Origin of the sequence: Pseudomonas sp. NFXW11 (genome assembly GCF_049887815.1) — a bacterium.
Taxonomy (GTDB): domain Bacteria; phylum Pseudomonadota; class Gammaproteobacteria; order Pseudomonadales; family Pseudomonadaceae; genus Aquipseudomonas.
On sequence record NZ_JAGEKI010000001.1, the window covers coordinates 363,220 to 388,568 of the forward strand.

Annotated in this window: 19 protein-coding genes; 11 read left to right on the top strand and 8 right to left on the bottom strand. The window is 64.5% G+C overall.

Going from position 1 to position 25,349, the window contains the following annotated elements:
- Positions 1 to 2 precede the first annotated feature (2 nt).
- Positions 3 to 3,449: an NACHT domain-containing protein gene (locus J4P02_RS01635; protein ID WP_426187105.1), complete on the bottom strand. Its 3,447-nt coding sequence runs from the start codon at positions 3,447 to 3,449 to the stop codon at positions 3 to 5.
- Positions 3,450 to 3,760: 311 nt separating this feature from the next.
- Between J4P02_RS01635 and J4P02_RS01640 the strand changes: the two genes are divergently transcribed.
- From J4P02_RS01640 to fnr, 4 genes are all read left to right on the top strand, one after another.
- Positions 3,761 to 4,141 (top strand): RidA family protein, encoded by a 381-nt coding sequence (locus J4P02_RS01640; RefSeq protein WP_426187107.1) that lies wholly within the window; start codon positions 3,761 to 3,763, stop codon positions 4,139 to 4,141.
- Between the two features lie 124 nt (positions 4,142 to 4,265).
- Complete coding sequence (locus J4P02_RS01645; RefSeq protein ID WP_426187109.1) at positions 4,266 to 6,266, top strand: peptidase U32 family protein; 2,001 nt, start codon at positions 4,266 to 4,268, stop codon at positions 6,264 to 6,266.
- 201 nt (positions 6,267 to 6,467) lie between these two features.
- Entirely contained in the window at positions 6,468 to 7,157 is a 690-nt protein-coding gene (locus J4P02_RS01650) for a peptidoglycan DD-metalloendopeptidase family protein (RefSeq protein ID WP_426187111.1), read from the top strand.
- A gap of 97 nt (positions 7,158 to 7,254) precedes the next feature.
- Positions 7,255 to 8,007 (top strand): fumarate/nitrate reduction transcriptional regulator Fnr, encoded by a 753-nt coding sequence (gene fnr, locus J4P02_RS01655; protein WP_426187112.1) that lies wholly within the window; start codon positions 7,255 to 7,257, stop codon positions 8,005 to 8,007.
- An 8-nt stretch (positions 8,008 to 8,015) separates the two neighbouring features.
- Here fnr and J4P02_RS01660 read toward each other — a convergent pair whose 3' ends face one another.
- The 4 genes from J4P02_RS01660 to J4P02_RS01675 all read right to left on the bottom strand — a co-directional run bounded on the left by J4P02_RS01660 (position 8,016) and on the right by J4P02_RS01675 (position 12,738).
- Positions 8,016 to 9,377: an MBL fold metallo-hydrolase RNA specificity domain-containing protein gene (locus tag J4P02_RS01660; protein ID WP_426187114.1), complete on the bottom strand. Its 1,362-nt coding sequence runs from the start codon at positions 9,375 to 9,377 to the stop codon at positions 8,016 to 8,018.
- Between the two features lie 62 nt (positions 9,378 to 9,439).
- Complete coding sequence (locus tag J4P02_RS01665; protein ID WP_426187116.1) at positions 9,440 to 10,363, bottom strand: universal stress protein; 924 nt, start codon at positions 10,361 to 10,363, stop codon at positions 9,440 to 9,442.
- A 117-nt stretch (positions 10,364 to 10,480) separates the two neighbouring features.
- Positions 10,481 to 11,719, bottom strand: a complete 1,239-nt coding sequence (locus tag J4P02_RS01670) for an MgtC/SapB family protein (RefSeq protein ID WP_426187118.1) — start codon at positions 11,717 to 11,719, stop codon at positions 10,481 to 10,483.
- Positions 11,720 to 11,829: 110 nt separating this feature from the next.
- Positions 11,830 to 12,738 carry a helix-turn-helix domain-containing protein gene (locus J4P02_RS01675; RefSeq protein WP_426187120.1) on the bottom strand — a complete coding sequence of 303 codons (909 nt, stop codon included), beginning with the start codon at positions 12,736 to 12,738 and terminating at the stop codon, positions 11,830 to 11,832.
- Between the two features lie 163 nt (positions 12,739 to 12,901).
- Between J4P02_RS01675 and J4P02_RS01680 the strand changes: the two genes are divergently transcribed.
- From J4P02_RS01680 to J4P02_RS01690, 3 genes are read left to right on the top strand one after another with little or no spacing between them, the layout of a single operon-like run.
- Positions 12,902 to 14,260, top strand: a complete 1,359-nt coding sequence (locus tag J4P02_RS01680) for a glutamine synthetase family protein (RefSeq protein ID WP_426187122.1) — start codon at positions 12,902 to 12,904, stop codon at positions 14,258 to 14,260.
- Between the two features lie 49 nt (positions 14,261 to 14,309).
- A complete protein-coding gene (locus J4P02_RS01685) occupies positions 14,310 to 15,398 on the top strand; it encodes a polyamine ABC transporter substrate-binding protein (RefSeq protein ID WP_426187124.1) in 1,089 nt (362 codons plus the stop codon).
- Entirely contained in the window at positions 15,395 to 16,708 is a 1,314-nt protein-coding gene (locus J4P02_RS01690; RefSeq protein ID WP_426187126.1) for an NAD(P)/FAD-dependent oxidoreductase, read from the top strand. The genes J4P02_RS01685 and J4P02_RS01690 overlap by 4 nt, the downstream gene beginning before the upstream one ends.
- A gap of 55 nt (positions 16,709 to 16,763) precedes the next feature.
- On the opposite strand, the gene J4P02_RS01695 is transcribed toward J4P02_RS01690, so the two are convergent.
- Positions 16,764 to 17,711, bottom strand: a complete 948-nt coding sequence (locus tag J4P02_RS01695) for an alpha/beta fold hydrolase (protein WP_426187128.1) — start codon at positions 17,709 to 17,711, stop codon at positions 16,764 to 16,766.
- 109 nt (positions 17,712 to 17,820) lie between these two features.
- Entirely contained in the window at positions 17,821 to 18,561 is a 741-nt protein-coding gene (locus J4P02_RS01700; RefSeq protein WP_426187130.1) for a TetR/AcrR family transcriptional regulator, read from the bottom strand.
- Between the two features lie 354 nt (positions 18,562 to 18,915).
- Between J4P02_RS01700 and J4P02_RS01705 the strand changes: the two genes are divergently transcribed.
- From J4P02_RS01705 to J4P02_RS01720, 4 genes are all read left to right on the top strand, one after another.
- Positions 18,916 to 19,620 (top strand): ABC transporter ATP-binding protein, encoded by a 705-nt coding sequence (locus J4P02_RS01705; RefSeq protein ID WP_426187132.1) that lies wholly within the window; start codon positions 18,916 to 18,918, stop codon positions 19,618 to 19,620.
- A complete protein-coding gene (locus J4P02_RS01710) occupies positions 19,617 to 20,816 on the top strand; it encodes an ABC transporter permease (RefSeq protein ID WP_426187134.1) in 1,200 nt (399 codons plus the stop codon). Before J4P02_RS01705 ends, J4P02_RS01710 begins: the two co-directional genes overlap by 4 nt.
- 64 nt (positions 20,817 to 20,880) lie before the next feature.
- Complete coding sequence (locus J4P02_RS01715; RefSeq protein ID WP_426187703.1) at positions 20,881 to 22,305, top strand: TolC family protein; 1,425 nt, start codon at positions 20,881 to 20,883, stop codon at positions 22,303 to 22,305.
- A complete protein-coding gene (locus J4P02_RS01720) occupies positions 22,286 to 23,569 on the top strand; it encodes an efflux RND transporter periplasmic adaptor subunit (RefSeq protein WP_426187136.1) in 1,284 nt (427 codons plus the stop codon). Before J4P02_RS01715 ends, J4P02_RS01720 begins: the two co-directional genes overlap by 20 nt.
- A 72-nt stretch (positions 23,570 to 23,641) precedes the next feature.
- On the opposite strand, the gene J4P02_RS01725 is transcribed toward J4P02_RS01720, so the two are convergent.
- Positions 23,642 to 25,345 (bottom strand): AMP-binding protein, encoded by a 1,704-nt coding sequence (locus J4P02_RS01725; protein WP_426187138.1) that lies wholly within the window; start codon positions 25,343 to 25,345, stop codon positions 23,642 to 23,644.
- Positions 25,346 to 25,349 lie beyond the last annotated feature (4 nt).

Consider the following 25,349-nt stretch of genomic DNA (forward strand, 5'->3'; position numbering starts at 1 on the left):
CCTCAAGCCCCGGAAACATCCAGCACGAACACCTTGATATAGGGCCGCAGTTCCTCGGCGATGGTGGCCTCCAACTGTTGCTTCAGCTCGGCAGCCGACTGCGGCCCGGGCTCTCCAGGGCGCTGGGTAATAGGCGCGCCGAGGCCATGCCAGAACACCCCGTAGATGCCATAGCCGCGGGCTCCGGGGTCCGAGGTATAGAGCGCCACCAACTGCTTCTCGATCGAGGTCCACAAGTCGACGTGGCTGGTGCGCTTGAGTTCGATCACCAGCTTGATGGAACCATGCTGCACCGCGATATCCACCCGATTGCCGTGGAGCATCTGCCCCTCCGGCTCGGCGCTGATGCCCCGGCGATCCAGGCGCGGGCGCAACAGGCTCAACAGGGCGTCGCGACAGCTGTTCTCCCACTTGGGCGAGTCGATCTTGCCGTTGACTTCGTTCCAGAAGAACTTGTGCCCGTTAAGGTTGCTGCGCAGCTGGCTGGCCACGGCGTGCAGCTCGTCCAGCACCAGGGCCTGCATATGCATGATGTTGGCCGGTGCGCCGTTTTGCAGTACGTCACGCACCTCTTGCCAGCTGCTGCGGATGAACTGGGCGTCGTGCTGGCGTGTGCGGTAGATCGCCAAGGCGTGCTTCAGATGGCCTTTCCAGGATGCCAGGGAAGGATGGACCTGCAAGCTCAACAGATGCTCGCCCGCGGCCCTGGAGGGCTGGCCGGCGAGAAAGCCGATCAGCGCCCAGATAAACTCGTCGGCATCCTCAGGCCTGGTGTTGGCGGGCGTGAACCAGTCAAAGGCCTCGGGAGTGGCCGGATACTGATCAGCCATCAGGCGACAGAAACACGCCACCTGCTGGGCGCTCATGTCCATGGGCCCATCGAAACCGCGCACCAGGCCCGTCCAGTCGCGCAGGTACCAGAGCACTGCATTTTTCCCCGCGCTGTCCAACGCTTCCAGGTGGGGCGCGAAGGTCTCCAATGACATCAGCAGGCCCAGGGCGGTGATAAAGGCGTGATGCTGCGCAGCCTCATCCTTTGCCAGCAGGTCCTGGAGCTCCGGACCGAACTGATCCAGGCTCAGGTGTCGGCAGTAATGCCGGAGCAGATGGTAGAACTGGGTCTGGTCCAGGTTCGGCGCGTACTTCAGCAATTGCCGAACCGCATCCAGCTTGTCCGCCAGGGGCACTTGCCCGGTGTGCTTCAAGCGCAGGCAATGGCTCATTCCAGAGGTGATGACTTCGCTCAGCAGGTGCTGGGCGAGGCAGTCGATGTAGTAACCGTAATGGTCCCGGCGCAGCGCCTGGAACCAGGGTTTGTCCGCCAGCGCCTCTTGCTTGATCAACTTGAACAGCACTTCCCCAAGGAAAAACGGATCGCTGTCCTGCACCGGATAACCGCCATCCAGCTGCTGCTCAAGCCCATCCACGGCGCTGTTGACCAGCGCCAGAAAGGGGTCGTCCAGGCCGTCTTCTGCCTCTATGCATTCAAACTCTGCGTCGATTTCTCCCGGTTTGTCCGCCGGCGCCTTGGGAAATGGAAAATCCTCCAGGCCGGGATAATCCGCCGCCCGCAGCAACAGGCCCGGCGCTCGTGATTGTTCGCAATTACTCAGGGCCTCGGCAAGTTCCTGGAACGGCCGGTAGCCCTTGTACGACGACAGGCCGCTGCAACCGGCCAGCCAGCCAAACAACCGGGTTTCGTCCGGGGGCTCTTGAGCTCCGAGGTAGCGAATGATCAACGGCACCATAAAATTGATCGCATCCAGGGCCGCAGCTTCGCTGAGGCCGCTGCTGTCGATCGCCAGCAGGCCGTCCAGGCACTGGGGGATGTCCCCGGTGGCCACCAACTTATGCAGCTCCCAGCGGGCCAACGCTGCTTCATGCTCCTGCAAGCGCTGGGCATTAAGCCGATAGAGCGCCAGCAGATCGGGGTAATCGGCGGCGCCCAGCACGCGGCTGAGGATAAAGGCCCGCAGGCGCCGGCCCCGGCCATCGCTGAGCAACGTCTGATAGGCCCCATGCAAGGCCTGCAGCCCCTGCTCGCCCCACTGCGACAGTATCTGCGCGGCATAGGCGCATTCATTGGCGTGGGCATCGGGGCTGGCCAGCAACTGCGCCAGCACTTCCAGCAACGCCGGCAAGGGCTGGCCGACGCGCAAAGTATCGAGTACCAGGATCTTCAGTTCATGGTGCTTGGCCGGGGCTTCGAGGATGCCCCGGAAACACTCGACCAGGGCCGGCTCCGCCAACCCCGCCAGGGCTTGCGAGGAATAATCCTGGCCGCGGAACCCTGGGTCGCTCTCGGCCAGGTCGGCCAGCGCCTGGAACAGCTGGCGCTTGCCATGGCTGCTCAGCGACGCCGCATCGCCGTAGCGCAACACCCCCATCGGATCGGCCTGGATAAACTCCAGTGCATGGGCGCAGAGGGTGAACGGTAACCAGGCATGCAGGCCCCGCAGATAAGAAACCGGTCGCCCCTCGCCCCCCAGCAACAGGCGAATCCGGCTCAGCGGCAGCCCCTCCTGGAACAGCTCGCCGAGGTAACCGGCAGCCAGGTATTCGGCAATCGCCTTGTGGCTGTGATCAAACACCCCCGGCTCGGCACAAGCACTGAACACTCGGCTGGCCAGGGCGGCTCGCAGTGCCTTGGGCGGACACAGGTTCAGCGCGGCCAGGGACGCCAGTCGCTGGCTGCCCTGCTGCTGGACACTGAAACCGTCGATATCCGCCAGCAAGCGCACCGCACACAGCAGCCCCGCGGCACGCAGCAATTCGGCTTCACTGAGCTCGGCGCGCAAGCGCCGGTCATTGCGGTGGGTGCTGTTGTCTTCGCTGAGCAACACCTGGCAAGAGCGCTCGAACAACTCGCGACGGGTGCGCGGCCATTGGGCTTGTGCCACCACCTGGGCGAGCATGCGCAGGGTCAAGGGGTTGCCCAGCATCTCCTCCAGCCCGCGCTGCCGGGCCTGGGTCAGAAAGTCTTCGGCAACCTGCGGCAAACTGCCAAGCACCTGCAACTGCTCGGCTTCGTCCAGGGGCAGCAGGTGCAGTTCCTGCACCGCGTGCTCCTGGGGAAAACAGTCTTTCAGCGCTTGCAGGTCGTCACTGCGAATCCAGTCGGCATTGCGACAGGAGATGCGCACCCGACACCCCTGCAACTCCCCCAGGTGACTGACCAGGCGGTCGATCGCCGGCGCATCGCCGTAATGCACCCGGTACTCATCCAGGGCATCGAGAAACAGCGTGCTCCCCGCAGCAACAGTTCCGGGCTTGATCCGCAGGAACTCTCGAACCTGCAGGTAGCGAGCCCCGGACTGCTGGGCAACGGCCTCGAACAGATGGCTCTTGCCGGCCCCCGGGTCCCCCAGGAGCACCAGGCAACTGGCCTGTTGAAAATCGCCAAAGCATCCTGTGCTGCCATCTATTGCCCTAACCTTGCGGTCGATCAAAAGCTGTTCCTCACCTGGAAAAAAACCACCCTTCGAGCACGGCACAGGCACTTGCGCAACGCCCCTCGGCGGATCGCGGCCTGCGTCGAAGGCAGCAGACTAGCGGCAAGTTCGGGAGTTGTAACGGATTGACTGGTGATGTGGCGAAGGAAATTGTCTGAGCGCAAGCGCAGACACGAACCACTGCAGCGATTTTTTAAGCACCCGGCCATGCCAGTCGCCCGGCGGTGAGTTTAGACTGGCGACTCAGCCAGCCCTGCTGGCCCACTGTTCTTTCCCGCTCTGTCGAGCGACCTGTTCAAGAGACCCCCATGGCCCATCAAGACATCATCTTCACCCCCGACCCGGACGCCGATTCCATCTCCTCCGACGTTGCCGATTTCAACGGCATCCTGGTGTCCACGCAGATCCCCACCCGCGCCGACGGCAGCCTGGAACTGGGGGACATCACCCTGCAAAGCGAGTGCACCCTGCAAGCGCTCAAGGTGGCCCTGGAGCGGGCCGGCAGCTCCCTGGACCGGGTCATGCACCTGACCATCTACCTCACCGACATGGCCGACCGCGCCGCCTTCAACCAGGTCTACCAGCGTTTCTTCGCCAAGCCCTGGCCGGTGCGCGCCGCCGTTGGCGTGGCCGCCCTGGCGGTTGCAGGCATGCGCGTGGAAGTCACCGCAATGGCCGCCAAGGCCTGAGTCGGCGCCCGGTTGCGGCGGCCGCGGGCAATACGCGGCCGCCACCTGGCAGTACACGGGTGCCGGGCAAGCGTTTCGCCGCTACAATGCGCGCCTTGACCCTGATAAGCCTGACTAAAAAAACATGTCCTTGCCCAAACATCACCTGGAACTGCTCAGCCCTGCCCGCGACGTGGCGATTGCCCGCGAAGCCATCCTGCACGGCGCCGACGCGGTGTACATCGGCGGCCCGAGCTTCGGCGCCCGGCACAACGCCAGCAACGAGGTGGGCGAGATCGCCCAGTTGGTGGAGTTCGCCCGCCGCTATCACGCCCGGGTGTTCACCACCCTCAACACCATCCTCCACGACAACGAACTGGAACCGGCGCGCACGCTGATCCACCAGTTGTACGACGCCGGTGTCGACGCGCTGATCGTCCAGGACCTGGGGGTGATGGAGCTGGACATTCCGCCCATCGAGCTGCATGCCAGCACCCAGACCGATATCCGCACCCTGGAGCGGGCCAGGTTCCTCGATCAGGCCGGTTTCTCCCAGCTGGTGCTGGCCCGTGAGCTGAACCTCAAGGAAATCAGCGCCATCGCCGCCGAAACCGACGCGGCCATCGAGTTCTTTATCCACGGCGCCTTGTGCGTGGCGTTTTCCGGGCAGTGCAACATCTCCCACGCCCAGACCGGCCGCAGCGCCAACCGCGGCGACTGCTCCCAGGCCTGCCGCCTGCCCTACACCCTGAAAGACGAGCACGGCGGCGTGATCGCCTATGAAAAGCACCTGCTGTCGATGAAGGACAACAACCAGAGCGCCAATATCCGTGCCCTGGTGGAGGCCGGCGTGCGCTCGTTCAAGATCGAGGGCCGCTACAAGGACATGGCCTATGTGAAGAACATCACCGCCTACTACCGCCAGCGCCTCGACGACGTACTGGAAGACCGCCCGGACCTGGCCCGCGCCTCCAGCGGCCGCACCGCGCACTTCTTCGTGCCCGACCCGGACAAGACCTTCCACCGCGGCAGCACCGACTACTTCGTCAGCGAGCGCAAGATCGATATCGGCGCCTTCGACTCGCCGACCTTCACCGGCCTGCCGGTGGGCGTGGTGGAAAAGGTCGGCAAGCGCGACCTGCAAGTAGCGACCTTCGAACCGCTGTCCAATGGCGACGGCCTGAACCTGCTGGTCAAGCGCGAGGTGGTGGGTTTCCGCGCCAATATCGCCGAGGCCCGTGGCGAGTTCGAGGAAGACGGCGAGAAACGCTACCGCTACCGGGTCGAGCCCAACGAGATGCCCGAGGCCTTGCAGCGCCTGCGTCCCAACCATCCCCTGAGCCGCAACCTCGACCACAACTGGCAGCAGGCCCTGACCCGCACCTCCGCCGAGCGGCGCATCGGCCTGTCCTGGCAGGCCAACCTGCGTGAAGAACGCCTGCAACTGACCGCCACCAGCGAAGAAGGCATCAGCGCCAGCGTCGCCCTGGAGGGCCCGTTCGGCGTGGCCAACAAACCGGAACAGGCCCTGGGGCAACTGCAGGACCTGCTGGGCCAACTGGGCACCACCCTCTACCACGCCACCGACATCAAGCTGGATGCGCCCCAGGCGTACTTCATCCCCAACTCCCAGCTCAAGGCCCTGCGCCGGGAAGTGATCGAGGCCCTGGATGCCGCGCGCATCGAGGCTCACCCACGGGGCGGGCGCAAGGCCGAGAGCAACCCGCCGCCGGTCTACCCCGAGTCGCACCTGTCGTTCCTGGCCAACGTCTACAACCAGAAGGCCCGGGACTTCTACCACCGCCACGGGGTGCAACTGATCGATGCGGCCTTCGAGGCCCACGAAGAGCACGGCGATGTGCCGGTGATGATCACCAAGCACTGCCTGCGCTTCTCCTTCAACCTGTGCCCCAAGCAGGCCAAGGGCGTGACCGGGGTGCGCACCAAGGTGGCGCCGATGCAACTGGTGCACGGTGACGAAGTGCTGACCCTGAAGTTCGACTGCAAGCCCTGCGAGATGCACGTGGTGGGCAAGATCAAGGGCCACATCCTCGACCTGCCGCTGCCGGGCAGCGCCGCCGAGGCCATCGTCGGCCATATCAGCCCCGAAGACCTGCTCAAGACCATTCCCCGCGCGCCGCACTGAGGCACGCCCTGCCCCGGTTTCCAAGAGTAACCGGGGCCCTCTCCAACCAGCCGCCCCGGTGACATGCGGATTGAATTTAACTGGGGTGCCGGCGGTCTAGTGCGCGCCTCTGCTGCGGCAAACAGGTATAGTCGCCGCCTTGCCCGAGGTGTCGCGGGCAGCTCGCTTGGCCGAGCTTCATCAGGATCTAATGGTTGCCCTGTGCTGAGACTTCTTTTGATTGCGCTGCTGCTGAGCCTTTCGGCCTGCAGTTCCAACTCCTCCAGTTCTGGCCCCCTGAAGGCCGGCGAGTACCGGGTACAGCGCGGCGATACCCTGTATTCGATTGCCAGCCGCAACGGCACGAACTGGAAGGAAGTGGCGCGGCTCAACGGCCTCAAGGCGCCCTACACCGTGGAAGTCGGCCAAGTGCTGCGGGTCGGCGGCGCACCCAAGGCCACCCGAGTGGCCAGCAGCAAGCCGCGGGCCACTGCCAGCAAGAGCCGGCCTGCGCCGTCTGCCCCGCCCATGCCCAAGGTCACTCTGCAAGGCTGGACCTGGCCCCTGCGCGGGGTGTTGATCGGGCGTTTCTCGCCCACCGGCAAGCTCAACCAGGGCATTCGCGTGGCCACCAGCGAAGGCCAGCCGGTGCATGCCAGCCTGGGCGGCAAGGTGGCGTTCGCAGGCTATATGCGTGGCTACGGCAACCTGATGATTCTCCAGCACGGCCCGTCCTACACCAGCACCTACGCCTACAACAGCAAGCTGCTGGTCAAGGAAGGCCAGATGGTGATCAAGGGCCAGAAGATCGCCGAGGCCGGTTCCCAGGACACCGACCGCGCGCAGCTGTATTTCGAGATTCGCGCCAATGGCGTGCCGGTGGATCCGTTGCGGCTGCTGCCGCCGGGTTAAGTCGGCGGCAGCGTGGGATACGCCATCGGTCTACAGTTAAGCATCAGGTCTAGCCTCCTCACCCTGCCTGATCCGCTGCAACCGACGAGAGCACGCCATGCCGCCATTCGAGACTCAGCCGATTCAGGTGCGCTACCTCAAGGCCGCCTGCTCCAGTTGCAGCGTCCTGGAATTGTGCCTGCCCATCGGCCTCAGCCATCACGAAGTGGAGCGCCTGGACACCCTGATCCTGCAACGGGTGAAGGTGAGAAAGGGCCACGCCCTGTATCACGCGGGGGATCCCTTGCACTCGCTGTACGCGGTGCGCCTGGGTTTTTTCAAGACCAGCGTGCTATCGGTGGATGGCCGTGAGCAGGTCACCGGCTTCCAGATGGCCGGAGAAATCCTCGGGCTGGATGCCATCAGCACCGATCGGCACGCCTGCAGCGCCATTGCCCTGGAAGATTGCGAAGTGTGCCCGATTCCCTTTGCCCAACTGCAGCAACTCTCCCAGGCCCTGCCCTCGCTGCAGCACAACCTGCACAAGATCCTCAGCCGGGAGATCGTGCGAGATCACGGCATGTTGCTGCTGATGGGCAATATGAGCTCCGACGAGCGCCTGGCGGCCTTTCTCCTCAACCTGTCGCAGCGCCTGAGCCTGCGAGGCTATTCATCACGAGCCTTGGTGCTGCGCATGCGCCGCGAGGAGATTGGTTCCTACCTGGGCCTGCGCCTGGAAACCATTTGCCGGGGTTTCACCCATCTGCGGGATCAGGGCCTGATCCATATCGATGGCAAGCATGTGGAGATCCTTGACCCGGAGGGCTTGAAACGGCGGGTGACGGGTTGCCAGAACCCCGGCAGTGAATAGGTCGCCGCTCAAGGCTGCAACTCCAGGCTGTCACGGTACTCGGGCACCGACACCGACCAGCCCAGTTCCAGGCTGATACGCCGACGCAGGGTGTCTGCGGCATTGGCCTCGCCATGAACCACAAAGGTGTGTTTCGGCGGCCGCTTGAAGCCCCGCAGCCACTGCATGATCTCATCGGCATCGGCGTGGGCCGACAGGCTCTGCATGGCGCTGACCTCGGCGCGGATCGGCACTTCCTGCCCATGGATGCGCACCGACTCGGCGCCGGCGACAATCTGCGCCCCGCGAGTGCCGCCGGCCTGGAACCCTGGAATCAACAGGCTATTGGCGGGATCGGGCGCCAATGCCTTGAGGTGGTACAGCACGCGCCCGCCGGTGGCCATGCCGCTGGCGGCAATGATCACCGCCGGGGCCTTGAGGCGGTCCAGGGCCATGGACTCCTGGGTGCTGCGCACGATGTGCGCCACATGGCACATGCCTTCGCATTCTTCCCTGGACAGTCGGTGGTCACTGCGAAAGCGCTGGTACAGATGGGTGGTGTCGATGGCCATGGGGCTGTTGAGGTAGATCGGCAAGTCGGCGATCGCCTGGCGCTGGCGCAGGCGATACAGGTGATACATCAACAGCTGCGCGCGCCCCACGGCAAAGGACGGCACCAGGGTAATGCCGCCCCGTCGGGTGGTGCGGTTGATGACATCGGCCAGTTGCTGCTCGGGGTCCTCCCGGGGATGCAGGCGATCGCCATAGGTCGACTCCACCAGCAGGTAGTCGGCTTGTTCGATGCTTTCGGGGGCGAACATCAGCGGGTCCTGCATGCGCCCCAGATCCCCGGAGCACACCAGGCTCATGCCCGCGGCGTCTATCTGGACCGTGGCGGCGCCGAGAATATGCCCGGCTCCACGCAATTCGAGGTGCAGCCCCGGCAGCACTTCCACCCGATGCCGCAGTTGCAGCGGATGCAGGAGTTTCAGCGCCTGCTCGGCATCGCGCTCGGTGTACAGCGGCAAAGCCGGGGAATGCTTGGAGAAACCATGGCGGTTGGCATAGGCCGCTTCCTCTTCCTGCAAGCGACCGCTGTCGCGCAGCAGAATTTTCGCCAGCTCGCAGGTCGCCGCGGTGGCATAGACCGGACCGCGATACCCGTTGCGCACCAGCACCGGCAGGTAACCGCTGTGATCGAGGTGGGCATGGGTCAGGACAATGGCGTGAAGCTCGCGCATCGGCAGGCCGAATGCCTCCCAGTTGTGCTGACGCAGTTGCTTGTAGCCCTGGAACAGCCCGCAGTCCACCAACAGGTGCTGGCCCTCATGCTCCAGCAGGTATTTGCTGCCGGTAACAGTGCCGGCGGCACCGAGGAAACTCATGCGCATGGGTGTCTCCTTAGCGTCGGGCAACGCCCTGGTTCAGTGCTGAACTTCACCCCAGGGGCATCTCATGGCTGGGATTCACGCGGCGGCTTGACCGCCCAGATACTGCAGGGGGCCTGCAACAGCAGGTGCTCGGCGGTACTGCCCAGGCGTTTATGCAGACCACGATGCTGGGTGGTGCCCATGACGATCACGTCGCTCTGCTGCTCCTCGGCGAAGCGGCAGATCTGCTGCAAGGGCAAGCCCTCGATGAAGTGGCTGCGCTGCGCGGGCACGCCGTGGCGCTGCGCCAAAGCGCCATAGGCATCATGCTGCGCCTTGCCCAGGGCCTCATAAAAGCCGCTGGCCAGCGGCAGCGCTGCGGCCCCCGTGTCCTTGGCATAGAGCGCCACCCAGTCGTACACATGCAGCAAGTCCAGTTCGGCAGCGCACTGTTCGGCCAATTTCAGAGCGGCCTCGACGATCTGATCATTGAATTGCAGATCCTGCGTTTCACTGCGCAGCACATCGACGATCGCCAACACCCGCCGCGGCCTTGGGTGCCGGGCCTCGGTCACCAGATGCACCGGCAGCGTGCAGTCGCGCAGCAATTGCCAGTCCAGCGGGGTATAGAAGATCCGCCGCATCGCCGACTCGGCATGGGCATCCTTGATGATCAGGGCCAGGGGCAGCTCATTGGCGAATTGCTGGATCTCCTGATACGGCTGGGTGACCCACAGCGCCTCGCAGGTCACTTGCAGCCCCTGCTCACGCATGGGTTGCGCCTGCAGTTCCAGCCATTGCCGGCGCTGTTGCAGATAGGCCACCTGCAACTGCTGGGCCTGACTGCTCTCGAACAGCCCCGCCAGCGTCAGGGCCTGAAGGTGATCCATGGCCACCATATGCACCGGCAGTTGCATGGCCTTGGCCAGCTCCGCGGTGCGCGCAAAAGCCGGGGTGCGCTGCATCTGCTGGGGGGCGATCAAGAGTAAACGCGGAGTTTGCGACATGGCTCACCTCGGCATCGGTACTTGAAACCATCACAGGGGGTCGTTCAAGACTGAGCGCTGTGGCCAGGGTTGAGTTGATATTTGTCAGTCGTCAGGCTTTTTTCGGGCCAGGGGCACTTATTGCAGCCATGCCCCAGCCCACATGGCCAAGGTCAGCAGCACCTGCCCCGGAATCACCCAAAGGGCAAAGCGCCGTCCGCCACTGATGGCCGCCAGAACGCACTTGCTCAGGGAGTTGCTGCTGACCGCCAGCATCACCAGGCTGGCGATGGCGGTGCTGTTCAGTTGCCCGGACTTCACCAGCGAAGCAATGGACGCCGTGGAGGCATGGGCATCGGCAAAACCGCCCACCAGCGCCGTCAGCATCACCCCCAACTGGCCGAAGTAGTTGAGTGTGACCGAGGAGACGAAGGTGATGACCGTCATGCTCAAGGCCACGATCAATGCCAGCTTGGGGTTGAATGCGCCCTTGTCGGTGACCGGCTCGGTGCGGCCGGGGTCGGAGCGAGGAAACATCAGGCAGGCCGCATACAGGACCGTGCAGGCGACGCCCAGTGACAGAGGCAGCCACATGGCACGCAGCAACCCGCTCTCCACCGTGGTCAGGATAAGGCCGATCTGCGTCACCGTGCCCAGGTTGGAAAGGATCGCCGCCGCGGCGAGAGTCTTGACCTGCCCAGGTGCGTTGGCTACCCGCTGCCCCATGGAGGCGATGGTCACCGTGCTGGATACGAACCCCGAGGCTACCGCGCTCAGGGCATAGCCGTAATGCGCGCCCAGGGTTCGCATCGCGATGTGGCCCAAGGCCCCCACCGCCATCAGCAACACGGTCAAGGTGCCGATGGTACGCAGGTTGAAGGCGGCATAGGGGCCGATAAACCGGTCCGGTGCCAAGGGCAGGATCACCAGCGCCGCCACCAGCAGCGTCAGGCCATCGGCGATTTCCCGATCGCTCAACTGGCTGCGCACAAAATGATGGAGGGTCTGCCGATAGGCCAGCAAACCCGTCATGACCACCGCAACGGCCAGCGCCAGTTGTGGCGCGGTGTCGCATAACGCGCCCAGCACCAGCACTGCCAGCAGTGCCACTTCGCTGGTGAGGCCCGGGTCGTCTTCCTCGCTACGCCAATAGGCCACGGTCAACAACACCGCCACGGCCATGGCCAGCGTGGCCAGCAACAGCGTGCCGCCCACCCGCAGGCTGGTGAAGCCCAACAGTGCGGTGATGGCGAAGGTACGCAGCCCGGCGCTGCCACGCCGAGGCCCCTGGCCCTTGCGCCGTTCGCGTTCAAGGCCCACTAGCATGCCGACCCCCAGGGCGGCGGCGGCGTTGCTCAGGTCGATGGTGGTAATCATGCTGTGCCCCGATGGCCATGGCTCATAGCGAGCATAGAGCGCTGTCACAAGCCTCGCGAATCAGCCCGGGATGACGGCGCAGGAGCACATGAGCAACCTGTTCCCGAGGCTCAGCGGTGCCGCTGGCGCTTCAGGGTCTCGCTGGGCAACTCGCGAAACAGCGCCCGATAGCTGCTGGAAAAGCGCCCCAGGTGCCAGAACGACCAGTGCATGGCCACCTCGGCCACGGTGGTTTGCCCGGCATCGCGGGCCAGCAGTTCGCGGTGCGCGCTGTTGAGCCGGCGCAGGCGCAGCCACTGGCTGGGGCTCATCCCGGTGAAGGCCTTGAACGCCCCCTGCAACTGGCGCAGGGACACCTCGGCCACCTGGGACAGCTCCAGCAGGTTGAGGGTTTCCTCGGGCACGTCGGCGGCCCATTGTGCCACTCGCTGCATGATCGCCCGCTCCTCGCTGCGCCGTTGCAGGCCGCCCGTATCCAGGCGCACGCAGGCGTTGTCGAGGATGTACAGGCAATCATCCAGCAACTGCTGGGTCAGGGCCTCGCGGCAGGAAGGGTCGAAGGTCTGCGACAGGCGCGTCAGGGTGCTGCTCAACCACCCGCAGAACAAGGCGTTCTGCTGGCTGCTCAAGGGCGCCATGAACAGGCCGTCCAGGCGTTCCACACCCAGGCCCTGGCCGCGGAGGAAATCGGCACCGAACACCACCGCCACTTCCTGGTAGTTCTCCGGGGTGATCCAGATATTGCGGCTCTCGCCATTGAGCACATAGAGCGCGTTGTCGCTGCGATCGAAACAGAACGCCAGGGCGCCTTGCGGGGCGCTGAAATTCTGCTCGACCCGGGTGTTCATGCACTCCTCGTAGACCTCCACGCCCTCGAGGTCGAGGTAGCGCACCAGGCCATTGAAATGCCCGGGGGACATCTGCTGGTAGTGCTGCACCCAGCCGGGGGTGGCACGGATCTGTTCGGCCACATCGAAGGTGTTGAAGGCTTGGACCTGAAGCCCAGGGGACGCTGTCATCGGGGGACCTTGCGCACTCTTTTGGTGCGCTTTAGTGCTGCTGAAAGTGGATAGATGGAACGCCAAGGCTTGCCCAAGATAGTCGCCAATGCGCCGCAGGGGAAGCCTTGCCGGGATACTCCCGCTCACCTCGGAGCAGATAAAAACAATCATCGAGGTCTTTATGAACGCCCCTTTCGATCAGCTTTCCTCCTGGCTGAAAGATCACAAGATTACCGAAGTAGAGTGCGTGGTCAGTGACCTGACCGGCATTGCCCGTGGCAAGATCGCGCCCACCAACAAGTTCCTCCATGAGCGCGGCATGCGCCTGCCGGAAAGTGTCCTGCTGCAAACGGTAACCGGGGATTTTGTCGACGACGACCTGTACTACGAACTGCTCGACCCGGCGGACATCGACATGATCTGCCGCCCCGATTCGTCATCCACCTACCTCGTGCCCTGGGCCATCGAGCCCACCGCCATCGTGATCCACGACACCTTCGACAAGTTCGGCAACCCCATCGAGCTGTCGCCGCGCAACGTGCTGAAGAAGGTCCTCAAGCTGTACACCGACAAGGGCTGGCAGCCGATTGTCGCCCCGGAAATGGAGTTCTACCTGACCCAGCGCTGTGAAGACCCGGACCTGCCGCTCAAGGCGCCCCTGGGCCGGTCCGGCCGCGCGGAAAGCGGTCGCCAGTCGTTTTCCATCGATGCCGCCAACGAGTTCGACCCGCTGTTCGAAGACGTCTACGACTGGTGCGAAGCCCAGGGCCTGGACCTGGACACGCTCATCCACGAAGACGGCCCGGCGCAGATGGAAATCAATTTCCGCCATGGCGACGCCCTCGACCTGGCGGACCAGATCACCGTGTTCAAGCGCACCCTGCGCGAGGCGGCGCTCAAGCACAATGTCACTGCCACCTTCATGGCCAAGCCGGTGGCCGATGAGCCCGGCAGCGCCATGCACCTGCACCAGAGCGTGGTGGACATCGCCACCGGCAAGCCGATTTTCGTTGATGCCCAGGGCAACAAGAGCCCATTGTTCCTGCATCACATCGGCGGCCTGCAGAAGTACATCCCCAAGGTGCTGCCGATGTTCGCCCCCAACGTCAACTCGTTCCGCCGCTTCCTGCCGGACACTTCGGCCCCGGTGAACGTCGAGTGGGGTGAAGAGAACCGCACCGTGGGCCTGCGGGTGCCCACCTCCAGCGCCGATGCCATGCGGGTGGAAAACCGCCTGCCCGGTGCCGACGCCAACCCCTACCTGGCGATCGCCGCCAGCCTGCTGTGCGGTTACCTGGGCATGGTCGAGGGCGTGGAACCCAGTGCGCCGGTGGAAGGCCGAGCCTACGAGCGGCGCAACCTGCGCCTGCCGATCACCATCGAGGACGCCCTGGCGCACATGGAAGACTGCCCGACCATCGAGCAGTACCTGGGACGCAAGTTCGTCCGCGGCTATGTGGCGGTCAAGCGCGCCGAACACGAGAACTTCAAGCGCGTGATCAGCTCCTGGGAACGTGAGTTCCTGCTGCTCAGCGTCTGATTCCCCCCTGATTGTGCAACCACCGAAAACAACTCGAAGAGGTGTCGACATGCGTTTATTCAAGGCTCTGATCCCGGCTGCCCTGGCGGTACTGGGCAGCACCGCCGCCCAGGCCCAACCCAGCGTCAGCGTGTACAACTGGACCGACTACATCGGCCAGACCACCCTCGCCGACTTCCAGGGCAAGACCGGGATCAAGGTGGTCTACGACGTGTTCGACTCCAACGAGACCCTGGAGGGCAAGTTGCTGGCCGGACGCACCGGCTACGACGTGGTGGTGCCCTCCAACCATTTCCTCGCGCGCCAGGTGAAGGCCGGGGCCTTCCTCAAGCTCGACCGCTCGCAGTTGCCCAACTGGAAGAACCTCGACCCCAAGTTGCTGACCCTGCTGGAGCAGAACGACCCCGGCAACCAGTACTCGGTGCCCTACCTGTGGGGCACCAACGGCATCGGCTACAACGTCGACAAGGTCAAGCAAGTGCTGGGCATCGAACGCATCGATTCCTGGGCGGTACTGCTGGAGCCGGCGAACCTGAAGAAGCTCCAGCAGTGCGGGGTGGCGATGATGGATTCGCCGGATGAAGTGATGCCCGCGGTGCTCAACTACCTGGGCCTGAACCCCCGCAGCGAGAAACCCGAGGACTACCAGAAGGCCGAGGCCAAGCTGCTCAGCCTGCGTCCCTACATCACCTATTTCCACTCCTCCAAGTACGTCTCGGACCTGGCCAACGGTGATATCTGCATCGCCTTCGGCTACTCCGGCGATGTGTTCCAGGCCGCCAACCGGGCCAAGGAGGCGAAGAACGGGGTGAACATCGCCTACTCGATTCCCAAGGAGGGCAGCAACCTGTGGTTCGACCTGCTGGCGATTCCCGCCGATGCCAGCAACGTCAAGGAGGCCCACGCCTTTATCAACAACCTGCTGGACCCGCAGGTGATCGCCCAGGTCAGCGCCTATGTCGGCTACGCCAACCCCAACCCGGCGGCCCAGCGGTACATGGACGCCGAGCTGGTGAACAATCCCCAGGTGTATCCGCCCCAGGAGGTGCTGGACAAGCTGTATATCTCCAGCACCCCGACGCCGAACATCATGCGCCTGATGACCCGCTCCTGGAGCAAAGTGAAGTCCAAGCAATGAACCCGTCGATCTTTGCCAACACCGCCAGCGGCCATGCCCGCTCCTACTACGCCGCCTCGGCGGGCGCCCTGCCCGGCTATCCCTCGCTGTGCGGCGATCTGAACGCCGATGTCTGCGTGATCGGCGGCGGCTTCACCGGAGTCAACACCGCCATCGAGCTGGCCCGCCGCGGGTTGTCGGTGATCCTCCTGGAAGCCCGGCGCATCGGCTGGGGCGCCAGCGGCCGCAATGGCGGCCAGCTGATCCGCGGCATTGGCCATGATGTCAGCGGCTTCGCCCGTTATGTCGGCAGTGAAGGCGTGGGCTACCTGGAGCGCGCCGGCATCGAGTCGGTGCAACTGGTGGGCCAGCGCATCGCTGAACACGGCATCGACTGCGATCTGCGCTGGGGCTTCTGCGAACTGGCCAACACCCCGGCCCAATTCGCCGCCTTCCAGGCCGAGCAGGAACATTTGCTCGGCCTGGGCTATCAGCACCCGACCCGCCTGGTGGCCGCGCAGGACATGCACCAGGTGGTGGCCTCCGGGGTCTATGCCGGTGGCCTGGTGGACATGGGTTCAGGGCATCTGCACCCGCTCAAGCTGGTACTGGGCGAGGCGCGCGTGGCGGCCGCGCTGGGGGTGCGGATCTTCGAGCAGAGCCCGGTGCTGGAACTGCTGCATGGCGACACCGTGCAGGTGCGCTGCACCGCAGGCACGGTGCGCGCCGGGCGCCTGGTGCTGGCCTGCAATGCCCACCTCGACAAGCTGGAGCCACGCCTGAGCGGCAAGGTGCTGCCGGCCGGCAGTTATGTCATCGCCACCGAGCCGTTGGCGAAAGAGCGTGCTGCCCAGTTGATCCCGCAGAACCTGGCGCTGTGCGACCAGAAAGTCGGGCTCGACTACTACCGGCTCACCGTGGATCGGCGCCTGCTGTTTGGCGGGGCCTGTCATTACTCGGGGCGGGATCCTGCGGATATCGCCGCTTATATGCGGCCGAAAATGCTCAAGGTGTTTCCCCAATTGGCGGATGTGGCCATCGACTTCCAGTGGGGCGGCAAGATCGGCATCACCGCCAATCGCTTTCCCCAGGTCGGGCGCCTGCGCCAGTACCCCAATGTGTACTACGCCCAGGGCTATTCGGGGCATGGCCTCAATGTCACCCACTGGACTGCGCGACTGCTGGCCGAAGCCATCCATGCCGGGCACAGCCAGGGCCTGGATATCTTCAGTGCGGTGCCGCACATGACCTTCCCCGGCGGCCCGGCCCTGCGCGCACCGTTGCTGGCACTGGGCATGCTCTGGCATCGAATGCGCGAAGTGCTGGGTTGACGCGCCCCTTCACCGGCAAACCGGCTCCTACAACAACCGGGCAGAGGAACGATGGCTAGGCATATCGACGCTGAAGAAAATCCAGCAGCAGCTCATTGACCTGCTGCGGCTTTTCGTTCTGTATCCAGTGCCCGCAATCCGCCAGCAGGTGCTGCTCCAGATCGCTCACCCGGCTCGGCATGCGCTTGAGGGTATGGGCCTCCAGCACCCCGACCGGGTCACTGTCCCCCAGCAGAAACAGGGTCGGCTGAAGCACCTGGGCATCCGCCAGGAACTCGGTGCGCTGCCAGTTGCGCTCGAAGTTGCGATACCAGTTCAGCGCACCCCGAAAGCCACGCCCGACAAAGGTCTGCCGATAGGCCTGGAAATCCTCCGCGCTGCACCAGGTCGGCAGCTCGGCGGGTACTTGCACGCCATCGAACAACTGGGCGCTGGCTGGTTTGGGCTCCAGCAAGGCCCCCACATTGCCCATGAACAGCCGCAGGCTGGCGTCGATATCCGCATCCAGCTCGGCCTCGGCCAGCCCCGGCTGCTGGAAATAGAGGATGTAGTTGAAGTGCCCGCCATGCACCTCACCCATGATCTCGGTGGCGGGGCGTTTCGGCCGTCCGGCAAAGGGCACCGACAAGGTCACCAGGGCCGCCACCCGCTGCGGTTCCAGCAATGCCAGGTGCCAAGCCACTGGTGCGCCCCAATCGTGGCCGACCATGCACACCCGTTGTTGGCCGAAAGCATCCATGGCCTGCTGGATATCCGCACACAGGGTCAGCAGATCGTAGGCCTGCACCGCCTCGGGCGCCGAGCTGCGACCATAGCCACGCATTTCCGGAACAAACACCCGAAAGCCCGCGGCCACCAGCGCCGGCACCTGATGACGCCAGGAATGCCAGCACTCGGGAAAACCGTGCAGCAACCACACCGGCCGCCCCTGTTCGGGGCCGGCCACATGCACACTGAGCTCGATGCCGTTGACGGCCAGAACATGCTGTTGCAGGCGAATCATATGCAAGACTCCAAGGCCCATGCCGGGAGCCGAACCTAGCAGATCCCGCGCAAGCGCCCGAGCATCATTGATGCGCCGAATGATTCGCGGTAGCGGAAAGTGGCAGGGTTCAGGCCGGGGAATGGCCCTGCTGGCGAATCAGCCGCTGGGTGGCCAACACCTTCTCCAGGGCCTGTTCGGAATCCGGGTCTTGCATGGGCGCGCGAATTGCCGCCGACACCAGGCTGATCAGCTTGGCCATCACCTCGGCGTCGGTGGCCGGGCGGCCCAGGCTCATGGCCTGCATCAGCAGACGCAGTTCGGTGCCGGCCATCACCCCGGAAATCGCCTTGAGGGCGAACTGCAGGCGCACCCCCAGCTCGTTGCGCGGCAGGTCCGGCAAGGCCAGGGCGAAGGCCTTGAAGAAGCGCTCGAACACCGGCTGGTAATGCTCCTTGAGGTACTCCTGGATAAAGGGCGAGGTGTCGCTGTAGACCCGCCCGAGAAAGCGAATGAACGAACGACCTTCCAGGCCGCCATTCTCGTCGCTGCGCTCCAGACCCATGGCCGGGGCGAACAGCACCCCCAGCAGGGTTTCGCAGTCCAGCGGGCCCGAAGCCTGCTCTTCGCATTTGGCCAGCAGCTCCAGGCGCTGATCGTTGAGGGGGCCCAGGCGCTGTTGCAGCAGGGCCTTCATCAGCGAGTCCTTGTCGCCGAAGTGATAGTTCACCGCCGCCAGGTTGACCTTGGCCCGCTCGGTGATCTGACGCAGCAGCACGGCGTCGTAGCCGTACTTGATAAACAATGCCTCGGTCGCTTCCAGCAGTCGGGTCTTGGTGACATTGGGTGCACTGAGTTTCTTGGCGACCATTTAGGACTAACCTTTGCGGGGTGAAAAACTGACCGTTTGAACAGTGTTTTAAAAAAAAATTTGATTTTTTATACCTGCGAGAAGTCCTAAAAGCAAGGCCCCGGCGGACGTCTTGCGCAGCCGAAGGCCGTTTTGTGACTCGCGAGTTCCTGTGGCAAAAACCTGGAAAAAAGCCCGCAATTACCCGGTTCAGACGGCTGGCGCGCCAGGATGAACGCAGTTACTATTCAAACAAAGTTTTTAAAATAATAAATAAAACCAGAGCTTGGCGTCGCCCTGCAAAGCCCCTTGCCCCTGAGGTTCCAGGGCATGGTTTTGCTCGGGCAAGCCGTCGAGCCAGCCGGCGCAGTCGCAATGACAGAGACGAGAATCGAACAAGGTTTCATCTCCCTGCAGGGCATAGGCAAGAGCTATCGGCTGGCGGAGCAACCGCTCCATATCCTCAAGAACGTTTCCCTGTCCATAGACACCGGCCAGAGCTGCGCGATTCTTGGCGCCTCGGGCTCGGGCAAGAGCACCCTGCTGAATATCCTCGGCCTGCTGGACCTGCCCGACAGCGGCGACTACCGCTTCGCCGGCCACGATATCTTCAGCGCCAGCCCCGACCAGCTGGCGGCCATCCGCAATCGGCAGATCGGCTTCGTGTTCCAGAGTTTCAACCTGCTGCCGCGCCTGAGTGCCCTGGACAACGTCGCCCTGCCCCTGAGCTATCGCGGCGTAGCCCGCCGCGAATCCCTGGAACGGGCCCGGCACATGCTCGAGTTGGTGGGCCTGGGCCAGCGCGCCGAGCACCGCCCCGCCGACCTCTCCGGCGGCCAGCGCCAGCGCGTGGCCATAGCCCGGGCACTGGTGGGCGAACCGGCGGTGATCCTTGCCGACGAACCCACCGGCAACCTCGACAGCCATACCGCCCAGGAGATCATGGACCTGCTGCTGGCCCTCAACCGCGAGCGCCATGTGACCCTGATCATCGTCACCCACGACCCGCATATCGCCCAGCGCCTGGAGCGACAGATCCGGGTCAGCAACGGCGTGGTCCAGGAGGCGTGCCCGGCATGAGCCTTGTGGTCGAGCAAAGCGCCAGCCAGTTGCTGCACGAAGCCCTGGTGAGCCTGCGCACCCTGGGCAAGCGCTCGATCCTGGCGCTGCTGGGCATCGTCATCGGCAGCTCCTCGGTGGTGGCCCTGATCAATATCGGCCACAACGCCGCCGAGGACGCCGCGGCGATTTTCCAGGACATGGGCACCGACACCCTGGCAGTGCAGTTCCCCGATTCATCGGCGAACCGCAACCCGATGCCGCCCACCCTGGATGTACAGCAGCTGTATCAACGCCTGCCCAACCTTTTGCATATCGCCCCGGTGGCGCTGTTCAGCGGGCCGGTGGTCTATCAGGGCCGCACCAGCAACGCCAACCTGGTGGGCAGCACCGCCGACCTGGCCGCGGCCATGCGCCTGCAATTGCGCGAAGGACGCTTTCTCTCTGAATTCGACAGCGCTGAAACCTACGCCGTGGTCGGCGCGCAAGTCGCCCAGGCCCTGGGCCGGCCCAATGACCCGTTGCGCCTGGGGGAGCGGATTCGCATCAACGACTACCTGTTCCAGGTCATCGGCATTCTCCAGGAGCAACCCGCCGCGGTGCTGATCCCGGTGCAGAGCAACGAGTCGCTGTTCATCCCGCTGGAAGGCATGCGGCGGATTTCCTCGACCCCGCAGATCAGCAACTTGATCGCCCGTGCCGCGCCGGCCCAGGACATGAACTCGCTCGCCAGCGCCCTCGGCGAAGCCTTGAAGACACTGCTGCCAGGGCGCGACATCGAGGTGCAGATTCCGCAGAAAATCATCGACGGCATGACCCGCCAAAGCCGCACCTTCGGTTACCTGCTGATGGCCCTGGGCGGCATCTCCCTGGTGGGCGGCGGGGTTGGGGTGATGAACGTGATGCTGATGAACGTGGCCGAGCGGCGCAAGGAAATCGGCATCCGCATGGCCCTCGGCGCCCGGCGGCGGGATATCCGCAACCTGTTCCTCCTTGAGGCGGTGACCCTGACCGCCGTCGGCGCCTTGTCCGGGGCAGTTCTGGGCCTGGGCGCGGCCTATGTCTATGCCCGGGTTTCGGGCTGGGGGTTTTCCCTGGCCAGCGCCTCCTTGCCCCTGGGGGTCGGCAGCACCTTGCTGATCGGCCTGTTCTTCGGCCTGTACCCGGCGGTCGCGGCCTCGCGCCTGCAACCGGTGGAGGCCCTGCGCGATGAATGATCGCCAGCGTATCGCTTGCTTGCTGCTGTGCCTGCTCAGCCCTCTGAGCCAGGCCGGAGTGGACATGAACGTGGCCCGCCAGGCCTCGGCGCCGAGCCTGCGCAGCAGCCCTGAACGCAGCGTTTCATTGAATGCGCAACAGACCAGCCTGAGCCTGGCCGACGCGGTGTACCTGGGCCTGCGCAACAACCGCGGCATCCGCAGCGCCTACCTGCAGCGAGTGGCGCAGAAGTTCGACCTGCGGGTCTCGGAAGACGCCTTCAACCCCAAGCTGACCCTGGCCGGCGCCTACCAGGCCAACCGCGGCAGCAACGACGGCGTGCGCAACGCCACCCTCAACCCCACCTCCAGCCTGCTGGGGGAATACGGCACGCGGCTGAACCTGGCCTGGCGCCAGGAACTCAACGACGCCAACCGCGCCGGCTACTACCGCCGCGACGGCCTCGACCTGGCAATTATCCAGCCATTGCTCAAGGGCGCCGGCTGGGATGTGACCACCGCCCCGCTGCGCCTGGCCCGAATCAACGAGCAGGCCTATCGCCTCAACCTCAAGGCCAATGTGGCGCAGACCATCAGCGACATCATCGGCGCCTACCGCGAGCTGCTGCGGGCCCAGCAACAGCTGGCCATTGTCGAGGACGCCCTCAAGCGCGCCAATGCCCTGCTCCAGGTCAACCGGGCGCTGATCGGTGCCGGGCGCATGGCCGAGTTCGAAATCGTGCAGACCGAAGCCGATATCGCCAGCCAGGAACTGGGGGTGGAGGAAGCGCGCAACCAGGTGGACATCAACCGCCTGAGCCTGTTGCGCCTGCTGGCCCTGGACCTCTCGACCCGAATCCGCGCCAGCGACGGCCTGGACGCCGCACGCATCAGCATCCAGCGCGAAGATGCCTTGCGCCTGGCGCAGATCCAGCAACCCAACTACCTGGCCACCCTGCTGGGCAGCCAGCAGGCCGACCTCAACCTGGTGATTGCCAAGGACCAGGGCCGCTGGGACGTGTCCCTGGTGGCCGGGGCCAACCAGGTGCGCAACCGCTACGACAATGACAGCGGCAACGGTGCCGGGCGTACCTGGGACAGCTACGCCGGGGTCCAGGTGCAGATCCCCATCGGCGACCTGGCCACCCGCCAGGCGGAAGTCCATGCCCGGGTCGATGTGGAGAAACAGGAACTGGTGCTGGCCGACGCCCGCCAGGCCCTGGAGCGCGATGTCGACGACGTGGTGCGCGACCTTGGCACCCGCTGGCGGCAGTACGAAATTGCCCAGCGCGCCGTGGACCTGTCCCGGCGCAAGCTGGATATCGAACGGGAAAAACTCAGTGCCGGACGCTCCAGCAACTTCCAGGTGCTGAGTTACGAAGCCGATCTGCGCAACAGCGAAAACGCTCGCCTCAATGCACTGATCGCCTACCTCAACGCCCAGACCCAGCTGGATCTGACCCTGGGCACCACCTTGGAGACCTGGGACATTGCGCTCAACGACTACTGATGCAAAGCCCTGGCGCCAGCGTGGGCTGCAGGCCGCCGTGGCCGTGGCGGTGCTGGGCGGCGTCGCCCTGGTGGGTTACCGCGCGCCGCCCCAGAGCACCGGCGAACAAGGACGCTGGATCGAGGTGCGGCAGGCACCGCTGATCCACCAGATTGGCCTGGTGGGCAAGATCGAACCGCAGAGCACCATCAGCCTGACCGCGCCGTTCGACGGCAATGTACTGGCCAACCTGGTGGAACAGGGGCAACGGGTCGAGGCCGGCCAGGTGCTGCTGAAAATGGACCCCAGCCTGATCGAGATCCAGCTGCGCGAGGCCCTGTCCAACCAGCTCAAGGCGCGCCGCGCGGTGCAGGACCTGCAGGACTGGAACAACAGCGCCCAGGTCGCCCGCGCCCGGCGCACCCTGCGCAGCTCGCAGATGGCGGTGAACAACTCCGAGCGCAAGCTCGGCGAAAGCCAGAACCTGTTCAGCCGCGGGATCATTCCGCGCAATGAACTGGACGACCTGGGCCAACTGCTGCAAAGCCAGCGCCTGGACTTGGCGGCGGCCGAAGGCGAGTTGCAACAGGCCCTGGCCCAGGGCAAGGGCGAATACCGGCAGATTGCCGAAATGGAACTGACCAACGCCACGGTCAAGTACGAGGCCCTGCGCAAGCTGCTGGAGGGCAAGGATGTGGTCGCGCCCTTCACCGGCATAGTGGTACCGGCACCGGGCCTGAGCCTGGCCAGCAATAGCGCCGGCGCCAGCGTCGGCCCGGTGCAGGCCGGGGCCAAGGTTGGCCAGGGCCAGGCACTGTTCGGCCTGGCCAACATCGAGCAGTTGAAGATCGTCAGCAAGGTTTCCGAACTGGACATCAACCAGTTGCACCAGGGCCAGAGCGTGGAGATTCTGGGAGACGGCTTCGATGGCGAACGCTTGAGCGGCGTGGTCGATATCGTCAGCAGCCTGGCCCTGCCCGGCGATGCCAGCAGCGCCAGCGCGCAGTTCCCGGTGAGCCTGTCGATTCCCAAGCTCAGCCGCGAGCAGCTGCAACGGGTGCGCCTGGGCATGAGCGCGCGGCTGACCATCATCACCTACCGCAACGACCAGGCCCTGGTGGTGCCGCCAAGCGCCCTGCAGCGCGAGGCCGAGGGCATGAGCGTGGAATACCGCCAAGCGCCCGAGCAGCCCGCCAAACGGCTGCCGGTGAGCGTCGGCCAATCCACCCCGGAGGGGGTGGAAGTGTTCGGCCTGCAACCCGGCCAGGTACGGGTGAAGCAGTAGGAGCAGTTGCAAGCTTCAAGCTGCAAGTTGTGGGTTTCAAGCTTGTAGCTTGCCGCTTGCCGCTTTGCTGCTTCAGCGCAGGGCGCGGCGCAGCACCTTGCCCACTGTGGTCTTGGGCAGTTCCTCGGTGCGGAACTCCACATAGCGCGGCACCTTGTACCCGGTGAGGTACTCGCGGCAGTGGGCCAGCAACTGCTCCTGGGTCAGGCTCGGGTCCTTGCGCACCACGAAGATCTTCACCTTCTCGCCGCTGACCCCATCCTCGACGCCGATCGCCGCCACTTCCGCCACCCCCGGGTGCAGGGCCACCACGTCCTCGATCTCATTGGGGTACACGTTGAAACCCGACACCAGGATCATGTCCTTCTTGCGGTCCACCAGGCGGATGAAACCCTGCTCGTTCATCACCCCGATATCCCCGGTAGACAACCAGCCGTGGCGGTCCAGGACCTTGGCGGTTTCCTCCGGGCGCTGCCAGTAGCCCTTCATCACCTGCGGGCCGCGCACCTGCAATTCGCCCTCCTCGCCCAGCTCCGCCAGTTCGCCGTCCTCGCGCACGAAACGCACCCAGGTCGAAGGCAGTGGCACACCGATGGTGCCAGTGAAATCGCCCTCACGCATGCGGGCGATATCGATCGGGCTGATGCTCACCACCGGCGAGCATTCGGTCAGGCCGTAGCCTTCGATGATCGGCACCCCGGTGACCTCTTTCCAGCGCCGGGCCACCGCGGTGTGGGTGGCCATGCCGCCGGCGATCGCCAGCTTCAGGTCGGAGAAGTCGCGGCCGCGGAATTCCTCGTTCTCCAGCAGGCCGTTGAACAGGGTGTTGACCCCGACAATGCCGCTGAACTTTTCCTTGCGCAGGATCATCTGCACCCGCTTCACGTCCCGCGGGTTGGCAATCAGGATATTGCGCCCGCCCAGGCACATGAACATCAGGCAGTTCACCGTCAGCGACAGCACGTGGTACAGCGGCAACAGGGTGACGTTGGTTTCCTGCTGGTTCTCGTCCAGCTGGTCGCCGACCCAGGCCTTGGCCTGCATCAGGTTGGCGAGGATATTGCGGTGGGTGAGCATGGCGCCCTTGGCATCGCCGGTGGTGCCACCGGTGTATTGCAGGAAGGCGATATCGTCCTGCTTGAGGTCCACCGGCCGGTGTTCCAACACCCCGGCCAGCTTCATCATCGCCGGGAAGCGAATCGCCCCCGGCAGGTTGAACTTGGGAATCTGCTTCTGCACATGGCGCAGCACGAAGTTCAAGGCCGCGCCCTTGAAGGTGCCCACCAGGTCGCCGATGGAGGCCACCACGATGTTCTTCAACTGGCTGCCCGGCAGCGCCTGCTCCAGGGTGTGGGCGAAGTTCTCGAAGATCACCACGGTCTCGGCGCCACTGTCCTTGAGCAGGTGCCGCAGTTCATGAGCGGTGTACAGGGGGTTGACGTTGACCACCACGGCCCCCACCAACAAGGTGCCGAACAGGCAGATCGGGTACTGCAGGCTGTTGGGCATCATCAGCGCCACCCGGTCGCCCTTCTTCACCCCCTTCGATTGCAGCCAGGCGGCGAAGGCCAGTACCCGTTTCTCCCAGAGGTCGTAGCCCATCTCGGTGCCGATACTCACATAGGCCACCCGCTGGCGGTACTTGTCCACGTGTTCGAGGAACACCTCGCGCAGGGACGGATAGCGGTCGATCTCGGCCTCGATATCGCTGGGCACCCCCGGCAGGTAGGCATTCAGCCAGATACGCTCGGCAGGTTGCAGGCTCACGACACTCATTGGC